This window comes from Salinibaculum salinum (assembly GCF_037645885.1).
Taxonomy (GTDB): Archaea; Halobacteriota; Halobacteria; order Halobacteriales; family Haloarculaceae; genus Salinibaculum; species Salinibaculum salinum.
The window spans coordinates 12,834-27,975 of the sequence record NZ_JBBENW010000005.1; the positions used below are offsets into that span (position 1 = coordinate 12,834).

Sequence of the window (15,142 nt, forward strand, 5' to 3'; positions counted from 1 at the left end):
GGTAATCACGCTCACCCAGGTCAAAAAAGGGGTCCGGTTACATGAACACCGTCAGATTGCAGCCACAAGCAGGGAGGCCACCCCTTCGACGACAGTCTCCCAGACCGAAACGCCGGTCGCCACGGAAAGCAGTGTGTCGAGGGCGAAAAACATGAAGATAACCGCACCGGCAAAGTGGGCTTTCCGCAGGTTGAACATGTGCGCGAACCGGTGGAAAAACAGGGCATTTGCCAGGCTCACCGGGATGATGGCGAGCATCTCACCCACCCAGATTGCGGGCGAGGCACCGTACTGAATGGCGAGGCTAATCGTGATGAGTTGCGTTTTGTCCCCGAACTCCCCAACTGCCATCATCGAGAAGATACCGACGAACGTCGTCACCGACTTCGGCAGGTCGACACCGAACAGCGAGATCTCCCGCCCATCTGCGAGTTCGGTGAACCCGCCGTCTGTGGTCGTCGGCACGTTCCCGTCTGACGGCGCGGACCGGTAGAGCATCACACCAAACAGCAAAAACAGTGCGATAGTGATAATCTCGAGATAAATAGCTGGTAACACGGTCTGGATTGCATTCCCGAACAGTATCTCGAGCGCGGTCCACCCGGCGAATGCACTCCCCGCTGCCGCGACGACGACGTACGGATTGTACCGCGTCGAGAGTCCTGCGATGATGAACTGTACTTTCTCGCCCGGAAGCACGGCCAACTGCGCTCCCGCGGCGATAAGCATTATTTCCAGAAATCCAGCCATCACCAGACACCCCCCGCGGGGAGACAACGCATGTGGCTGGTTTTAGACGTGTCTAATTAATAAGCGCAACGGTGGTAAACAGAACCTGCAACAGGAGTAGAACCGGGTTACTGCGGCCGGGCGACTATTCCGAGGTGGTCCTCGTGGTACGGTTCCAGCGACGTCGTCTCGAGTAGTTCGTAGGTTTCCGACAGTTCCGTTTTGACGCTCTCGAAGACGTCCTCGGGCTCTGCGGTCACGTCCTCGCTCCGGGCTTTGACCGCCATGAGAAGTCGACCGGCATCGCGGAGGAACGTGGCGTTGCGCGCGGCAACGCGAGCTTGCCCGCGCGTGGCAACGTCCTGAATCAAGAGGTCGACTGGTTCGACCACGTGGGCATACGTCTCGGGTTCGCGTGCGTCCTTGAGCAGCGGAAAGAGCATCGGTCGTGACTCTGTCACCGACACCATGTCACGCATCGGTCGCGGTGCGAACTCCACCGCGTACGTCGGTCCGGCGAAGTCGGCGATGTGGCTGACTGTCGTACCCGACGCCGCCCCGAGATACAGCACTGTCTCGCCACCGGATAGCCCCGTCTCCACCTCCAGTTCGAGCATCGCACCGACTTTCGAGCGATGCGGATCCCAGCGGCGCCACTCGCCGTCGGTCGCCTCGCCGTACACCGGTTCGCCTCGCGTCGCAAGCCCTGTTTCGCCGTCGATACTTCGCCACTGAACGCCGTCTGGGAGCATCATTGAGTATCACGAGCGCGGATTGTCTCGATACGTTCCTGGAGTTCAGTCTGCAGGTCCGGTCGAAGGTCACCGCTGTAGTGATCGACTCGGGCCGCGATCGTCAACTTCCCGGCGAGGGCGCGCGCTGCAGACCCGCGGTTGTCTCGTGGCATGTTCCGGACGTACTCGTGGGTGTAGATGATACCGTGTTTCGGTGAGGGTGCGCCCCCCTGAAGGTGGGCAAAGAGCGCGTCTTCGGCACCGAGTACCTGCACCGTCCCGCTGGGCTGTTTAGCCAGTGACTCCAGCCCGCCAGCGAGTGCGATGAGCCGCGCCGCGAGCACCGGGCCGGCCATCGCGGCGAGATTCGGCGCGACGCTCGGGGTGGTCTGTTCGACGTACTGGCGCAGTGCTGCCGCCTCGTCTGCCAGCCCCGCTACGCGGCCCGACAGGGCGATGACGCGCGTTTCGAGGGGCGTCGTCGGAGTCCGCTCGGCGATACTGCGTGCCCCGTCGATGCCAGTCGGCGCGTCGTCGTAGTGGGTCCCAGCCCACTCGGTGACACGTTCTGCGAGTTCGTTCGCAGTCGACTCGCAGTCGTCCATCGCGCGAATCGCGTGAATCAACTGCTGGTCGTCACTCAATTCGGCGTCACGGACGGCCGCTCGTGCGGCGCTGACGGTCGCCGTCTGCAACCGGTCGTAGTACTCGTCAGTATCGGCGGCGAAGCCACTGTCGACGGCTCGAGTTGGCCAGTCGGCGGGTTCCGTCGCCGACCCGTCCCGGATTGCCGTCGCCGCCGCCTCCTCGTCGTCGGGCGAGATCCCGGCGAACCAGCCTTCGGTCATACCTGCCGTACCGCTCCCGCCGCGAAAAATGTATGCTCTCGACCGCCCGAATACATTACAAACTCGTGTTTAGTTTAACGACTATTCGTACGTAAAAGTGTTTTTCTGGGTGCAATTTTTGTATCACGATAGCGTACGACTGGAGTATGGTAGCTCAGGACGAGGTCCCGGGGTGGTTACGGGCCGAACGAGAGTACGTCGACGATCTCGAGAGACGGGGAACGATTCCGGAACTATTCGAGGCCAGCGTCGACAGACATCTCGATTCCGACGCGCAACTCTACAAAGGCGGCGTCTACAGTCGGTCGCTCGCAGGCGTGATTCCCCGGGCCGACCCCGGGACGTACGAATCGCTGAGTTACGGCGAGATGCGTGACATCGTCCGCACACTCGCGGCTGGCTTCCGTGACCTCGGACTGGACGCTGGCGACAGGGTAGGTATCTTTTCCAATACACGGATGGAGTGGGCACAGACCGACCTCGCTCTGCTCGCGGCCGGGTGCGTGGTCACGACCGTCTATACGGAATCCTCCCCCGCTCAAATCGAGTATCTCCTGAGCGATCCGGATGCCGACGTTGTCGTCGTCGAGAACGAAGCGCTTCTGGAGCGACTCCTCGAGGTCGAAGACGAACTCGATATCACCGACATCGTCCTCATCGACGAGGTCCAGACGTACGGCGACCGGCCCGACGTACAGACGTTGGCCGACATCTACGAACGCGGGCAGGAAACCTTCGACTACGAGACGTACCAGTCCTGGCTCGACGAGCGGGACCCCGACGACCTCGCCAGTCTCATCTACACGTCGGGGACGACCGGCGAACCGAAGGGCGTCGAACTGACGCACTGGAACTTCCGGGCGAACATCCACCAGATACGCCGCCGTATCAACAGCACCGAGCGCGACGATATCACGATTGGACCCGAGACCGTCTCTATCGCGTTCCTCCCCCTTGCCCACGTGTTCGAGCGACTCGTCGGGCACTTCCTGATGCTTGCCTCCGGAGCCGCCGTCGGCTACGCCGAACACCCGGACACGCTGAGCGAGGACCTGCAGTTGCTTCGTCCGACGACTGGCGCGAGTGTTCCGCGCGTGTACGAACGGATCTTCGACACGATGCGCGAACAGGCCGGCGAGTCGGGCGCGAAACGCCGAATCTTCGACTGGTCGCTCGACGTTGCGCGGGAGTTCCAGCGGGCCGACGACCCCGGACTAGTGCTCCGCGCCAAACACGCGCTCGCCGACCGACTCGTCTACAGCACAGTCAAGGAGAACATCGGCGGCCGGATGCAGTTCATGGTCTCTGGTGGCGGGAGCCTCAGCGAGGACCTCTGTCGGGTGTTCAACGGGATGGACCTGACGGTCATCGAAGGGTACGGGCTGACTGAAACGGCGCCGGTCATCAGCGTCAATCCACCCGACGACATCCGCCCGGGGACCATGGGCGTTCCGCTCGTAGGCGTCGACGTGTACGTCGACGAGTCGAAAGTCGCCGGCAAGAAGTTCGAGGGAGCCACCGGCACCGTCGGCGAACTGCTCGTCCGCGGGGATAACGTGGCTTCGGGGTACTGGCAAAAACCCGGCGAGACCGACAAGGCCTTTACTACCGACGTACCCAAAAATGCACTCTCGGAAACGGAGCCGGACGAAGACGGTGAAACCCGGTGGTTCCGAACTGGCGATATCGTCGAACAGACTCACGATAACTATCTCGTCTTCCGTGAGCGCCTGAAGCAGTTGCTCGTCCTCAGCACTGGCAAGAATGTCGCACCAGCGCTCATCGAAGACCGGTTTGCCACGAATGATCGCATCGACCAGGTGATGATTATCGGCGACGGCCGGAAGTTCATCAGTGCGCTCCTCGTCCCGAACTTCGAACGACTGGAACGCTGGTCCGAACAGGAGGGTATCGACCTGCCCGACGACAGGGAAGCGATGTGCGAGGACGACCGTGTTCGGGAGTGGATACAGGAGGCTGTCGACGAAGTCAACCAGGAGTTGAGCAAGACCGAATCGGTCAAACAGTTCGAACTCTCGCCGTACGAGTGGACAGCGGAGAACGACTTGCTGACGCCGTCGATGAAGAAAAAGCGGCGGAATATCAAGGACGTCTACGCCGACCGCATCGACGCGATGTACGAGCGGGAACCCGAGAAAGTCGACGCCGACGACTGATCGCCGCGACAGCCGACCGGATCAGGCACCGAGAGGGCTCGGTGTGGTATTCAGACGCTCCTCGAACAGCGTCTGGAACAGTTTCCGCTCCGCCGAGCGGAGGTGTTGCGTGAACGTCGACTGCGTGATATCCATCATCGAGGCCACTTCTTCGCCGCTGGTGTCTCTGGGCCACTCGAAAAAGCCCGCAAAGTAGGCAGTCTGTGCCGCCTCTAACTGACGGTCAGTCAGGACATCCTCGAACGTCGATCGGAACCGCGCTTCGAAATCCGAATCCCGCTCGCGCTCGCGCTGCGCGACCAGGTCGAGTTCCGGATGGACCGACTGAATTGCTTCGACGACCGAACGGATGTCGTTCGACCGAGACACGTCAGCGACCAGCCGACCGCGTCCGTCAGTTATCGCGAGCGAGGTCACCGCAGCTCCGTACTGGGCGGGCGTCGTAACGACCGATGAACCGTCAGCCCGGAGCCGAACGTGGTGACAGTCGTCGTGGGAGCACAACATCTGTGCCTCACTGAATGCCGAGCTCTCCTCGACGTAGTTCGAGATGACCGCCGGATCGGCCCCCGTAATCGAGACGTAGACCGTACAGTCAGAGCTATCGCTGCTACCGACTCGGTCGAGTTCGACCGTACAGCCGAGCGTTTCCGAGAACGCGACGAATGGATCGGCGGTCCTGTCGAGCCGAAATTCCAGTTGTGTCACGTCGTCCGACGCGAGCGTCCGTCTGCTCTCGGCCGCGTTGATGGCGTCGCCGACGGTGAGTCCGAGTTCGGCGAACAGTTCCTGGTCGATGGCCCCGAACGAGTTGGGTGTCGCCGCTGTCACACACAGTACCCCGTAGTCAGCATCGTGATACGACAACGGGACGCACACACCAGCAGCTCCGGCCGGGTCGTCGACTGGTCTCGTCTTGCCGTCGATAAACACCGGTTCAGTACTGTCGAGAGTGTCCTCGACGACTCGCCGGTGGTCTCCCGAGTTGGCGATGCGTTCGTCGAGTTTCTCCTCCTCGGTACCAGCACAGGCCTGGACTTCGATCCGGTCGTCGGCGAGGCGTGGTTCTCCGACCCACGCCGTCTCGAAGAGGTCCGAACGAGCGAATCGGTCACACAGAACGCGCTCTATCTCTGCGCGAGTCGACGCAGCGACGAGTTCGCGGTTGATGTCGCGCAATACCTCGTTCGTGTTGTTCAGCCGTTCGAGCCGTTCGTTTTGGTCCTCGATACGGAGTTGTCGCTCCTTGCGGTCAGTTACGTCCCGTTCGACGGCGACGTACCGTTCGACGTGTCCGGTATCGTCGGTTATCGGTGCGATCGTCATATCGACCCAGCACAGCTCACCGGATTTCCGTCGGTTGATGATCTCCCCATCCCAGACGTTCCCTGTGGAGATCTGTTCCCACATCGACGCGTAGAACTCGTCGTCGTGTTCGCCCGACTTCCACAGACGCGGATTCTTGCCGACGACAGTCTCGGAGTCGTGACCGGTGACGTTCTCGACTGCGGGGTTTGCGTACTCGATTGTTCCATCGGTGTCGGTCAGAAAGATGGCGTGTCCGGCGTGTTCGATAGCTTTCCGAAACCCTCTGAGACGGTCGGTTAGTCGCCGCTCCTCGACGACGTAACTCGACAGGTAGTAGACGGTGAGCAACGCGAGAACGCTCACGAGGAGACCGGGAAGCTCTTCGAGGGTGCTCGTCGCGTGTCGTGCACTCAATATCTGCCGGGTCGCCATCAGAGATAGCATGACCGTCAGGAATCCGAACCGGCGGTCGTTACTCTGCGAGAGTAACACCAGCGAGTATCCGACGCCGACCACGCGGAGGAGAATCGAGGCGAGGATGACGGCGTTCACGACAACCCACTCCTCCAAGAGGGTCGTCCACTGCCCCAGTTACGAGACTCACTCATGGGTCGAACTCGTTCGTGCCATCATATATAAACTCAGGCCGTTCCCACATGTTGGGACGCGGGACGACACCCCATCGATTCGGTCGAACTGGTCCCACCCAAACAGTATTGGGGTGGCGATTATACCGGAATTTTCGGGGCAAACGCGGCCCAAACAGTATCGGTAGCACGCTCTCCACACAGTCTGCCGTACGTCTACGTGTATGATTCGACCGACCATCGAGGCGAGACGGCAGTCACACGGACCGACGGGTGGTATCGATGAGTAGTACGGACAGCGAGGAGCGTCTGCCGGGAGTTCCAGAGGTCGGCATCTCCGAGTTCGACGCGATGGTCGACAGCGAGCGAGTCGACCCGAGCGAGGAGCTATCACAGACCGGTCACGACACGGAACTGGGAGTCGCGATGGCGGAAGACGCACAACGTGTCTCACGCGGAGAGATATCCGCTGACGACTACTGGCGCAAGTACGACGAGGCCGCCAAAACCGAGTTCGGTGACGCGTATCGAGAGACGCCCAACCCATCCATAGAGAGTCCCGACCAGACGATCGCGTCGGAGACGGCCGAGTCACTCGGCTGTTCGATTGATTCGATGGACTCGGTCGCCTCAGAGCTTTCAGCGGACGAGTCCTCGGCTGCCGCCGATGACGATACCGACGGCAACAAACGTTGGGGGATGGTTATCGACCTCCAGAAGTGCGTTGGCTGTGATTCCTGTACCGTCGCCTGCAAGGCCGAAAACCGAACGCCACCGGGCGTGACCTACAACGTCGTGATGGAGGAAGAACACGGGGAGTTCCCGAACGTTACCCGGACAAACGTTCCCCGTCCCTGTATGCAGTGTGAGAACCCGCCCTGTGTTCAGGTGTGTCCAGTGTCAGCGACATACAAGAACGACGACGGCGTGGTCAATATCGACTACGACCGCTGTATCGGCTGTCGGTACTGTATCATCGCCTGTCCGTACGGGGCACGCTACTTCGACTTCGGCGAGAACTACGACGACGAGGTTGAGGAAGCCGGCGAGGTGACCAGTCCCGAGTACGGTGTCGACCGGGGCAAGCGCGACGATGGCAAGTCGCCCGTCGGGAACGTCCGCAAGTGTAGCTTCTGTACGCATCGCCTGGAACGCGGTGAGGAGCCGGCCTGTGTCGAGACCTGTATCGGGGACGCCCGAAACATGGGCAATTTAGACGACACCGACAGCGAAGTGTCGAAGATGGCAGACTCCTCCCGCGCCTTCCAGTTGAAAGAGAGCGAGGGGACCGACCCCAACGTGTACTACCTCAAATAGGACAATGGCAACCGAAACTTCACGGTTCGAGTTCGACCCCGGATTCGAGGACGGCCGCCTGCGACTCGCCTGGTACGCGTTCATCGGCCTGCTCCTGACGGTCGGGGGATACGCGATGTGGCTCCGCATCACGCAGGGCATGGCCAGTACCAACCTCACCAGTATCGTCCCGTGGGGAGCGTGGGTCGCCTTCTACATCTACTTCGTCGGTCTGTCTGCAGGGGCGTTCCTCGTGAGTACGCTGGCGAATGTCTTCGAGATCGAGGGGATGCACCGCGTCGACCGCGACGCGCTGTTTGCGGCTATCATCAGCATGGCCGTGGCCCTGCTGTTCGTCTGGGTCGACCTCGGTCGCATGGACCGGATGTACTTCCCGTTCATCTGGCGACAGCTGACCTCCGCGCTCTCTTGGGAGGTTCACGCCTACGTCGCCTACATCGGGATTCTCGTGACGGAACTGTACTTCTCGATGCGAATCGACCTCGCACGACTGGCAACGCGCGCGTCGGGCAGCCGCGAAACGCTGTACAAACTGCTTGCGCTGGGGAGACTCGATACGAGCGACTCCTCGCAGAACTTCGACCGGCGCTGGCTCAAGCGTGCCGGGATGCTCGGTATCCCGCTGGCCATCTTTATGGTCCACGGCGGGACGGGCGTGCTGTTTGCCGTCTCGAAGGCACGCCCCTACTGGAACAGTGGTCTCTTCCCGGTGATATTCATCATCTCGGCGCTGTTGAGCGGGACCGCACTGGTGATGATGCTGTACGTGCTCCGGACGCGCCTGTTCGAGGGAAGCACCGTCGACCGTGACCTGCTGGATCGTCTCGCTCAACTGCTGGCCGGGTTCATTATCGTCGACGCCGCGCTCACGGCAATCGAGGCGCTCATCGCGTTTGTCAGTCTCCACCCCCACGAGGTCGAAACGTGGCAGGTCGTCCTCTTCGGGGAGATGTCGTGGTCGTTCTGGTGGTTCATGGTCGGCGCGAGCTGGGTGTTTCCGATGGTGTTCCTCTCGCGTCGGGGATGGCGACGGACGCCGTGGGCGATGGTGCTCGCGGGACTGAGTGTCGTTATCGGCGTCGTCGCTGTCCGGTTCAACATCGTCGTTCCCGCCCAGATTCTCCCCGTCATGGAGGGGCTTCCCCACGGGACCTACTTCCCGTCGTTGGTCGAGTGGGCAACGAGCCTCGGTATCATGGGGGTTGGATTGTTACTGTACACGCTCGGTGCAGAAGTGCTTCCGCTGACGCCGTTTACTGGAGGTGACCACGAATGAGTACTGATGATACGGAGGAGTCAAATGCATCGGTTTCGCGTCGGGACTTCGTCAAGGCGGTTGGAAGTATCGGCGCCGTTGCCGGCGCGAGCAGCGCCGCGATTGAACTGGACCTGACGGACCTGTGGACCGACGAAGACCACTACGTCGGCGACGCCGACGGCGAGTATTCGGCGAGTGATGTGATACACACGACCTGCGGACAGTGCAACACGTTCTGTCCAATCAAGGTCCGTCTCGACGACGACAGCGGTGCTGGCGAGTACAGTTCGCTCGTGCGCAAACTCGCGGGCAACCCGTACTCGTTTTTGAACACGCAGCCGTTCGCACAGGTTCCCTACGACAGCGACCCGGAGGATGTCGCGATGGGCGATGTCGAAGGCAGCGGAGACGTCGACACCGACCGGTGGTCGCTGTCGGGCGGTCGCATCTGTCTGAAAGGACAGGCAGGGATTCAGACAGCCTTCGACACCTACCGGGTCCGAAAGCCGATGAAACGCGTCGGTCCCCGTGGGTCCGGCGAGTGGAAGACGATATCCTGGGACCAGGCCATAACGGAAATCGTCGAGGGCGACGAGGAACTCGGTCATCCCGGCTTGCGCAAGATGTGGGGATACGCACCGGAGGAACAGGTCATGGACGACTGGGAGGCCGTCCAGAACGACGAAATGGAAAAAGCCGAGTTCGACGAAAAGTACGCGGATACGCTCATCGACACCGACCACCCTGACCTCGGCCCGAAGGCCAATCAGATCGTGGACGTCGGTGGGTTCAGACGGAACTTCATCCGAGCGCGCCTCTGGCATCAGGGGCTGGGTTCGACCAACAGTATCCACCACGCCGGAACGTGTGGCTTCTCCAGCGTCCTCGGGAACGTTCGCTCACACGACGCGCCGAAGAAGCGCCAGTACCCGGACATAGAGAACTGTGAGTACCTGCTCGTCTGGGGGACGAACCCGATGGTCGCGAACAAGGGACCGACGTGGCTGGCCCCGAAGCTCACCAACGCAATCGAGGACGGGATGCGGATGGACGTCGTCGACCCGCGGCTCTCGAAGACGGCCGAGAAGGCCGACACGTGGGTACCGGTCGAACCCGGTGCGGACGGCGCGCTCGCGCTCGGAATGGCACGCTGGATTATCGAGCACGACCGCCACGACCTGACGTACCTCCGAAACCCCTCGGAGACGGCCGCCGGCGCCGACAACGAACCGACCTGGAGCGACGCGACGCATCTCGTCCTCGTCGACGAGGAGACGGCACCGAAGGCCAGGGCTGCGGATCTCGGGTTGGTCGATTCGGACCACGGAAACGCCGACGACTTCGTCGCCATCGGCGCGGAGACGGGGCAACCACGTCCGGCCAGTGAAGTCGACGCCGGTGTGCTCGACGCGTCGATAACCGTCGATGGCGTGACCGTCGAGAGCGTCTGGAACCAGTACCGCGACCGGGTGTTCGAACACACACTCGAAGAGTACGCCGAGATGGCCGGCGTCTCAGTCGACCGAATCGCAGAAATCGCCGACGAGTTCACCAGCCACGGGAAGCGCGCGGCAATTATGGCCTACCGCGGCCCGGCCAAGCATACGAACGGCTTCTACAATACCCGGGCCATCGCGACGCTCCAGCACCTCATCGGCAACTACGACTGGAAAGGCGGACAGATCACGCCCTACGCGGGATACCAGACGATGTCTGGGCGATACGAACTCGGCCAGGTCCCCGACGGCCACTCACCGTGGGGGATTCCACTGCTCCGTGGCGGCGTGAACTACGAGGACACGACGCTGTTCGAGCGCGACGACGGGTACCCGGCCAAGCGACCGTGGTTCCCGGTCGCCCCACCGCAGGCGACCCAGGAACTCTACGGAAGCGCCGCCGACGAGTATCCGTACGGCATTGAGGCGCTGTTTATCCGCCCGTACTCGAACAACCACGTGATGGCCGTCGCTGGCGGGGACGAGATTCCGGCCATCCTACAGGACACCGACACTATTCCCCTGGTCGTCGCCTCGGACACCGTCGTCGGCGAGACCAGCAAGCACGCCGACTACATCCTGCCCGAGCCGACGTATCTCGAACGCTGGGAGAACTTCGGGACGTACCCGAACAAGCGACTGGCCGACGAGAAGATCAGCCAGCCGGCCGTGTCGGTTGTCCCCGACGCCAGACCGTTCGAGAACGTCCTCATCGACCTCTGGAAGCAACTCGACCTCCCGGGGGTCGGCGAGGACGCTATCCCAGACGCCGAAGGCAATCTCTGGTCGCTCGACCAGGCCGAGGACTTCTACCTGAAACTCGCTGCGAACATCGCCTACGACCGCGACCCGGTGGCCGACGCGAGCGAAGCGGAACTGCGGGTCTTCCGCGAGAGCCACGAGAAGGGCCTCGGCAACAAATTCGATGTCGACCGCTGGAAAGGGGCTGTCACCGACGAGGAGTGGCCGAAAGTCGTGACGGTACTGAACCGCGGCGGCCGGTTCGAAGAACCGATCGAAGACTACGAGGGTGCCTTCGCCGAGCAGGGCCACGAGTACGATTACGCCGAGCGGTACGACGATTCGAACGCCTACGACGGCGACCACATGCGGTACAAACTCGGCTCGCGAGTCGATTTCTACAGCGAAGTCGTTCCGCGGGGCAAACACTCCTACACTGGCGACCGGTTCGACCCGCTTCCCAGGGTTGACGACGTCGAACACTACAACGGAGAGGTACAGGCGGCAGTTTCGGCCGACGACAACCGGGGCCGTCCACTCCGCCTCATCAACTGGAAGCCGCGAACCCAGGGGATGCACCGGACCCAGAACAGTCCGTGGCTCCGGGAGACGCGACCGGAGAACCCGCTGTGGATCAATCCACAGGATGCTGCAGAGCGTGACATCGAAAACGGCGACGAGATTGTCATCGACGCCGGGCGGCGCACCGTCGAGGGCATTGCGATGGTCACCAGCGGCATCCGGCCGGGCGTCGTCGGAGCGATGTGGGGGTGGGGACGGACTGGCGACGGCGCGACCGCAGAGACCATCGACGGTACTACTCACGAACCGGCCGAATCGGACGGTCACACCACCTACCAGTTCGACGAGCCGATGAACGACGAAGCGGGCCTGGCGAAGGGCCGCGACGCCGGGTTCGCAATCAATCACGTTCAGCCGCTGGACGACGAACTGGGAGACACCGGCCTGTCGGACCTCGTCGGCGGAAGTAACGCGCAGTACGACGCCTTCGTCGATGTCGAACGGCGGTGAGTATCGATGGAACACACGACTACCGACAACAGGAGGACCGACGCAGAAACAAAGTCGCCCGACGGCTCAGTCGCACAGGCTCGAGCCGACGTGTACGGTCTGCTGGCGGCAGTATTCGACGGCGACGTTGAGACGCTGCAGACTGCACTCGACGACGGCACGTTCGCCACGCTCAGTGCTGAACTTCCGGGCGATACGGCACCCGACGCACTCGAACGTCCCGGATTCACTGCAGAGAAACTCCGAATCGGATACGACAACCTGTTCGTCGTTCCGGGACCGCACTACGTTCCGCCGTTCGCGTCGGCGTACGTCGACGAACCAGGCGAGTCCTTCGAGTCCGACTCACCGTATCACGACGCCGGACAGGCGGGCGAACTGTTCGGCGACCCGGCGGCAGCGGCCGCACACTCGTACGCAACGGTCGGCTTCGAACCCGAACGCGGAGACGGCGTTCCGGATCACATCGCCGCATCCTTCGAGTTCATGCAAGCGCTGTGCGAACGGGAAGCCGTACTCCTGTCCCGAAATCCGGAAAGCGAGACAGCGGAGAAGATCGCCACGCTCCGGGACCGACAGCGGGAAACGATCGACCGCCTGGGGTGGCTCGACCAGTTCCACGAGACCGTCGCTTCCGAAGATACGGTCGAAGGGGTGTTTGCTGGCCTCGCACGATTCGCCCGGACGTTTGTCGCGTGGGATGCGTCAGAAGGACTACCGGACGGGTGACTGACGAGGCGGTCGAGACTGGCAGTGCAACCGCAGCGGATACGACTCGTCAGGCGTAACCGGCGACTTCCTGTTCGTCGAGCATCTGCTCGGCTTCGTCGAGAGAGTCCGCGGTCTCACCGCTGTACCCCACATCGCGAGACCGTCGTTCGAACGCGTTGATGACAACCTGACTCGTCTCCGCGTCAGTGACGCGGACGACTCGGTCGACACCCATCTCTTTGAGTTGGCCCTGCGCACGCTTGATCGGCTTTGCAGCCTCCGGTGACGGTGGTTTGAACCCCGAGAGATCGTTGACGATGTCGAATTCGTCGTCGAGGCGCTCTGCCTCGTCGATGGTCGTGTCGGCGGCTTCGCTGATTTCGTCGGCATCCATCCGGCCAGAGAGGTCGATGTACAGTCGATTCGTCAGTGTGTCTGCGTCGATTTCGTACGTCATATTTAGAGGGAGGGTTGCCAGTAGTCTGGTAGTTTACCCTAACTGGTATGGGGGCATACCCTGGTTCGCACGTAGCGGTTCGTCAGGCATGAATTTATTAGCACACGTTGTCGAGGTGCGTCCATGAAGCGGTTTCAGAACACGAAACAACCCGATTGGGACTGGTGGGGACGATTGTGGCCAGCTCCGGGGGAAACGCTCCGTGAACTCGGGGTTTGCTCCGGTGAGACAGTCGCTGAAATCGGGAGTGGGGACGGGTATTTTGCGCTTCCGGCTGCTCGCATCACTGCTCCGGGAACGGTCTATGCGCTGGATATCGATGAGTCACTCTTGACGGAGTTGTCACAGTTTGCTGAGTGACAAGCAATCGAGAACATCACCACCGTTACCGGCGATGCCCGAACGCTCTCACAGCACCTTCCCGAGCAGGTCGATGTTGTCTTGATAGCAAACACCTTCCATGGCATCGACGAGGCCGGCGCGTTCGTTCAGCAAGCGTTTGAATCGCTTCGTCCCGGTGGCCGTTTCATCGTTGTCAACTGGCACGACACCTCCCGAGAGGAGACTCAAATCGCTGGTGAACCACGCGGCCCACCGACCGAGTTACGATACACTCCCGAAAAACCGAACGGATGGTTCTCGACGCGGCAGAATTCGTTCTTGAAGAGACAATCGACCTCCCGCCGTACCACTATGCGCTCGTCTTCGAGCGATGAGCGAACCTACTGAGCCCGCTACTTGGATGCTGGAACCGCATTCAGTAACTGCTCGGTTAGGCAGGTTTTTTCTTTGCAGTCTCCAGAGACACACGTGAACAGATGACTCACCGAGAAGGGAGAAGAATATTATTTGCTCCGGAGGGCGTTGTATGAACTACGTGGTCTGGGCGTTACTGGCGATGGCCTGTTATTCGTTCGCGTTCCTGTTTATGAAAATCGCACTGCAGGACCTGCCGACGTTCACCGTCATGCCGATCGCGGTCGGCACACTTGCCGTGGGAGCGACGACTGTGGCGGCCCTGTTCGGCGAGTGGTCAGTTCCATCGGTAACGAGTCGGCCAATCGGGTTCGCACTCGCAGCGGGAATCTGTCTCGCTGGTGCTGTCGTCGGGTATTTTCGCGCGCTCTCGACCGGCCCTGTTAGCGTCGTCGTACCGATCTTCGGGATGTTTCTCGTCGGTGGGGCACTCCTCGGCATCGTTGTGTTGGGCGAGGGAGTCACAGCGAGGAAGGCCCTCGGCATCGCGTTTGGTGGTGTTGCGGTCGTCCTCATTGCTACCTGACGACTCGAGCGCGGACCAAATGAGCGCGCACAATGAGCACGCCTGCTGAGCAAAAAGCCGTCAAGAAATGACCCGTACTGTCCGTTCTCGGGGGCCGTCACACTCGACGAGCAAGACAGATTGCCACGTCCCGAGCGCCACCTGTCCGTCTTCGACTGGTATAGTCTCGCCTGGACCGAGCAACAGCGAGCGGATGTGCGAGTCGGCGTTGTCGTCGATGTCGTCGTGTGCCCACCCCTCGTCCTGAACGAGTTCTGCGAGCGCATCTTCGAAATCAGAGAGGAGACGTTGTTCGGCTTCGTTGACGACGATAGCGGCTGTCGTGTGCTCGACGAACACGGTCGCTGTCCCGCTGGCATCCGCAGACAGTTCTTCTTCCACGCGGTCGGTGATGTTCACGACGGTCAGGCGGTCGTCCGTCGAGACGGTGAATTCTGTCATATATCGGCTTGGCCGGCTACACCT

12 protein-coding genes and 1 pseudogene are annotated in these 15,142 nt (G+C 61.5%); 7 read left to right on the plus strand and 6 right to left on the minus strand.

Annotation, left to right across the window (positions count from 1 at the left end):
- Positions 1 to 51: 51 nt before the first annotated feature.
- From WDJ60_RS06050 to WDJ60_RS06060, 3 genes are all read right to left on the minus strand, one after another.
- Positions 52 to 750, minus strand: a complete 699-nt coding sequence (locus WDJ60_RS06050) for a TMEM165/GDT1 family protein (protein ID WP_340099204.1) — start codon at positions 748 to 750, stop codon at positions 52 to 54.
- Between the two features lie 107 nt (positions 751 to 857).
- A complete protein-coding gene (locus WDJ60_RS06055) occupies positions 858 to 1,484 on the minus strand; it encodes a fibrillarin-like rRNA/tRNA 2'-O-methyltransferase (RefSeq protein ID WP_340099205.1) in 627 nt (208 codons plus the stop codon).
- Complete coding sequence (locus WDJ60_RS06060; RefSeq protein ID WP_340099206.1) at positions 1,481 to 2,311, minus strand: NOP5/NOP56 family protein; 831 nt, start codon at positions 2,309 to 2,311, stop codon at positions 1,481 to 1,483. Before WDJ60_RS06060 ends, WDJ60_RS06055 begins: the two co-directional genes overlap by 4 nt.
- 146 nt (positions 2,312 to 2,457) lie before the next feature.
- Between WDJ60_RS06060 and WDJ60_RS06065 the strand changes: the two genes are divergently transcribed.
- Positions 2,458 to 4,488, plus strand: coding sequence for an AMP-dependent synthetase/ligase (locus tag WDJ60_RS06065; RefSeq protein ID WP_340099207.1), 2,031 nt, complete (start codon positions 2,458 to 2,460; stop codon positions 4,486 to 4,488).
- Between the two features lie 21 nt (positions 4,489 to 4,509).
- On the opposite strand, the gene WDJ60_RS06070 is transcribed toward WDJ60_RS06065, so the two are convergent.
- Entirely contained in the window at positions 4,510 to 6,366 is a 1,857-nt protein-coding gene (locus tag WDJ60_RS06070; RefSeq protein WP_340099208.1) for a bacterio-opsin activator domain-containing protein, read from the minus strand.
- A 299-nt stretch (positions 6,367 to 6,665) separates the two neighbouring features.
- Between WDJ60_RS06070 and WDJ60_RS06075 the strand changes: the two genes are divergently transcribed.
- From WDJ60_RS06075 to WDJ60_RS06090, 4 genes are read left to right on the plus strand one after another with little or no spacing between them, the layout of a single operon-like run.
- Positions 6,666 to 7,700 carry a 4Fe-4S dicluster domain-containing protein gene (locus WDJ60_RS06075; RefSeq protein WP_340099209.1) on the plus strand — a complete coding sequence of 345 codons (1,035 nt, stop codon included), beginning with the start codon at positions 6,666 to 6,668 and terminating at the stop codon, positions 7,698 to 7,700.
- A 4-nt stretch (positions 7,701 to 7,704) separates the two neighbouring features.
- Positions 7,705 to 8,976, plus strand: coding sequence for an NrfD/PsrC family molybdoenzyme membrane anchor subunit (nrfD, locus tag WDJ60_RS06080; protein ID WP_340099210.1), 1,272 nt, complete (start codon positions 7,705 to 7,707; stop codon positions 8,974 to 8,976).
- Entirely contained in the window at positions 8,973 to 12,227 is a 3,255-nt protein-coding gene (locus tag WDJ60_RS06085) for a molybdopterin-dependent oxidoreductase (RefSeq protein ID WP_340099211.1), read from the plus strand. The genes nrfD and WDJ60_RS06085 overlap by 4 nt, the downstream gene beginning before the upstream one ends.
- A gap of 6 nt (positions 12,228 to 12,233) precedes the next feature.
- Entirely contained in the window at positions 12,234 to 12,956 is a 723-nt protein-coding gene (locus WDJ60_RS06090; RefSeq protein ID WP_340099212.1) for a TorD/DmsD family molecular chaperone, read from the plus strand.
- 49 nt (positions 12,957 to 13,005) lie between these two features.
- Here the strand turns inward: WDJ60_RS06090 and WDJ60_RS06095 are convergent, their stop codons facing one another.
- Complete coding sequence (locus WDJ60_RS06095) at positions 13,006 to 13,395, minus strand: hypothetical protein (protein WP_340099213.1); 390 nt, start codon at positions 13,393 to 13,395, stop codon at positions 13,006 to 13,008.
- Between the two features lie 123 nt (positions 13,396 to 13,518).
- Between WDJ60_RS06095 and WDJ60_RS18820 the strand changes: the two are divergent.
- Together WDJ60_RS18820 and WDJ60_RS06105 are read left to right on the plus strand one after the other, a co-directional pair.
- Positions 13,519 to 14,111: pseudogene (locus WDJ60_RS18820) on the plus strand (class I SAM-dependent methyltransferase).
- A 152-nt stretch (positions 14,112 to 14,263) separates the two neighbouring features.
- Positions 14,264 to 14,677 (plus strand): EamA family transporter, encoded by a 414-nt coding sequence (locus WDJ60_RS06105; RefSeq protein ID WP_340099214.1) that lies wholly within the window; start codon positions 14,264 to 14,266, stop codon positions 14,675 to 14,677.
- Positions 14,678 to 14,737: 60 nt separating this feature from the next.
- Here WDJ60_RS06105 and WDJ60_RS06110 read toward each other — a convergent pair whose 3' ends face one another.
- Positions 14,738 to 15,118 (minus strand): secondary thiamine-phosphate synthase enzyme YjbQ, encoded by a 381-nt coding sequence (locus WDJ60_RS06110; protein ID WP_340099215.1) that lies wholly within the window; start codon positions 15,116 to 15,118, stop codon positions 14,738 to 14,740.
- Between the last annotated feature and the right edge of the window lie 24 nt (positions 15,119 to 15,142).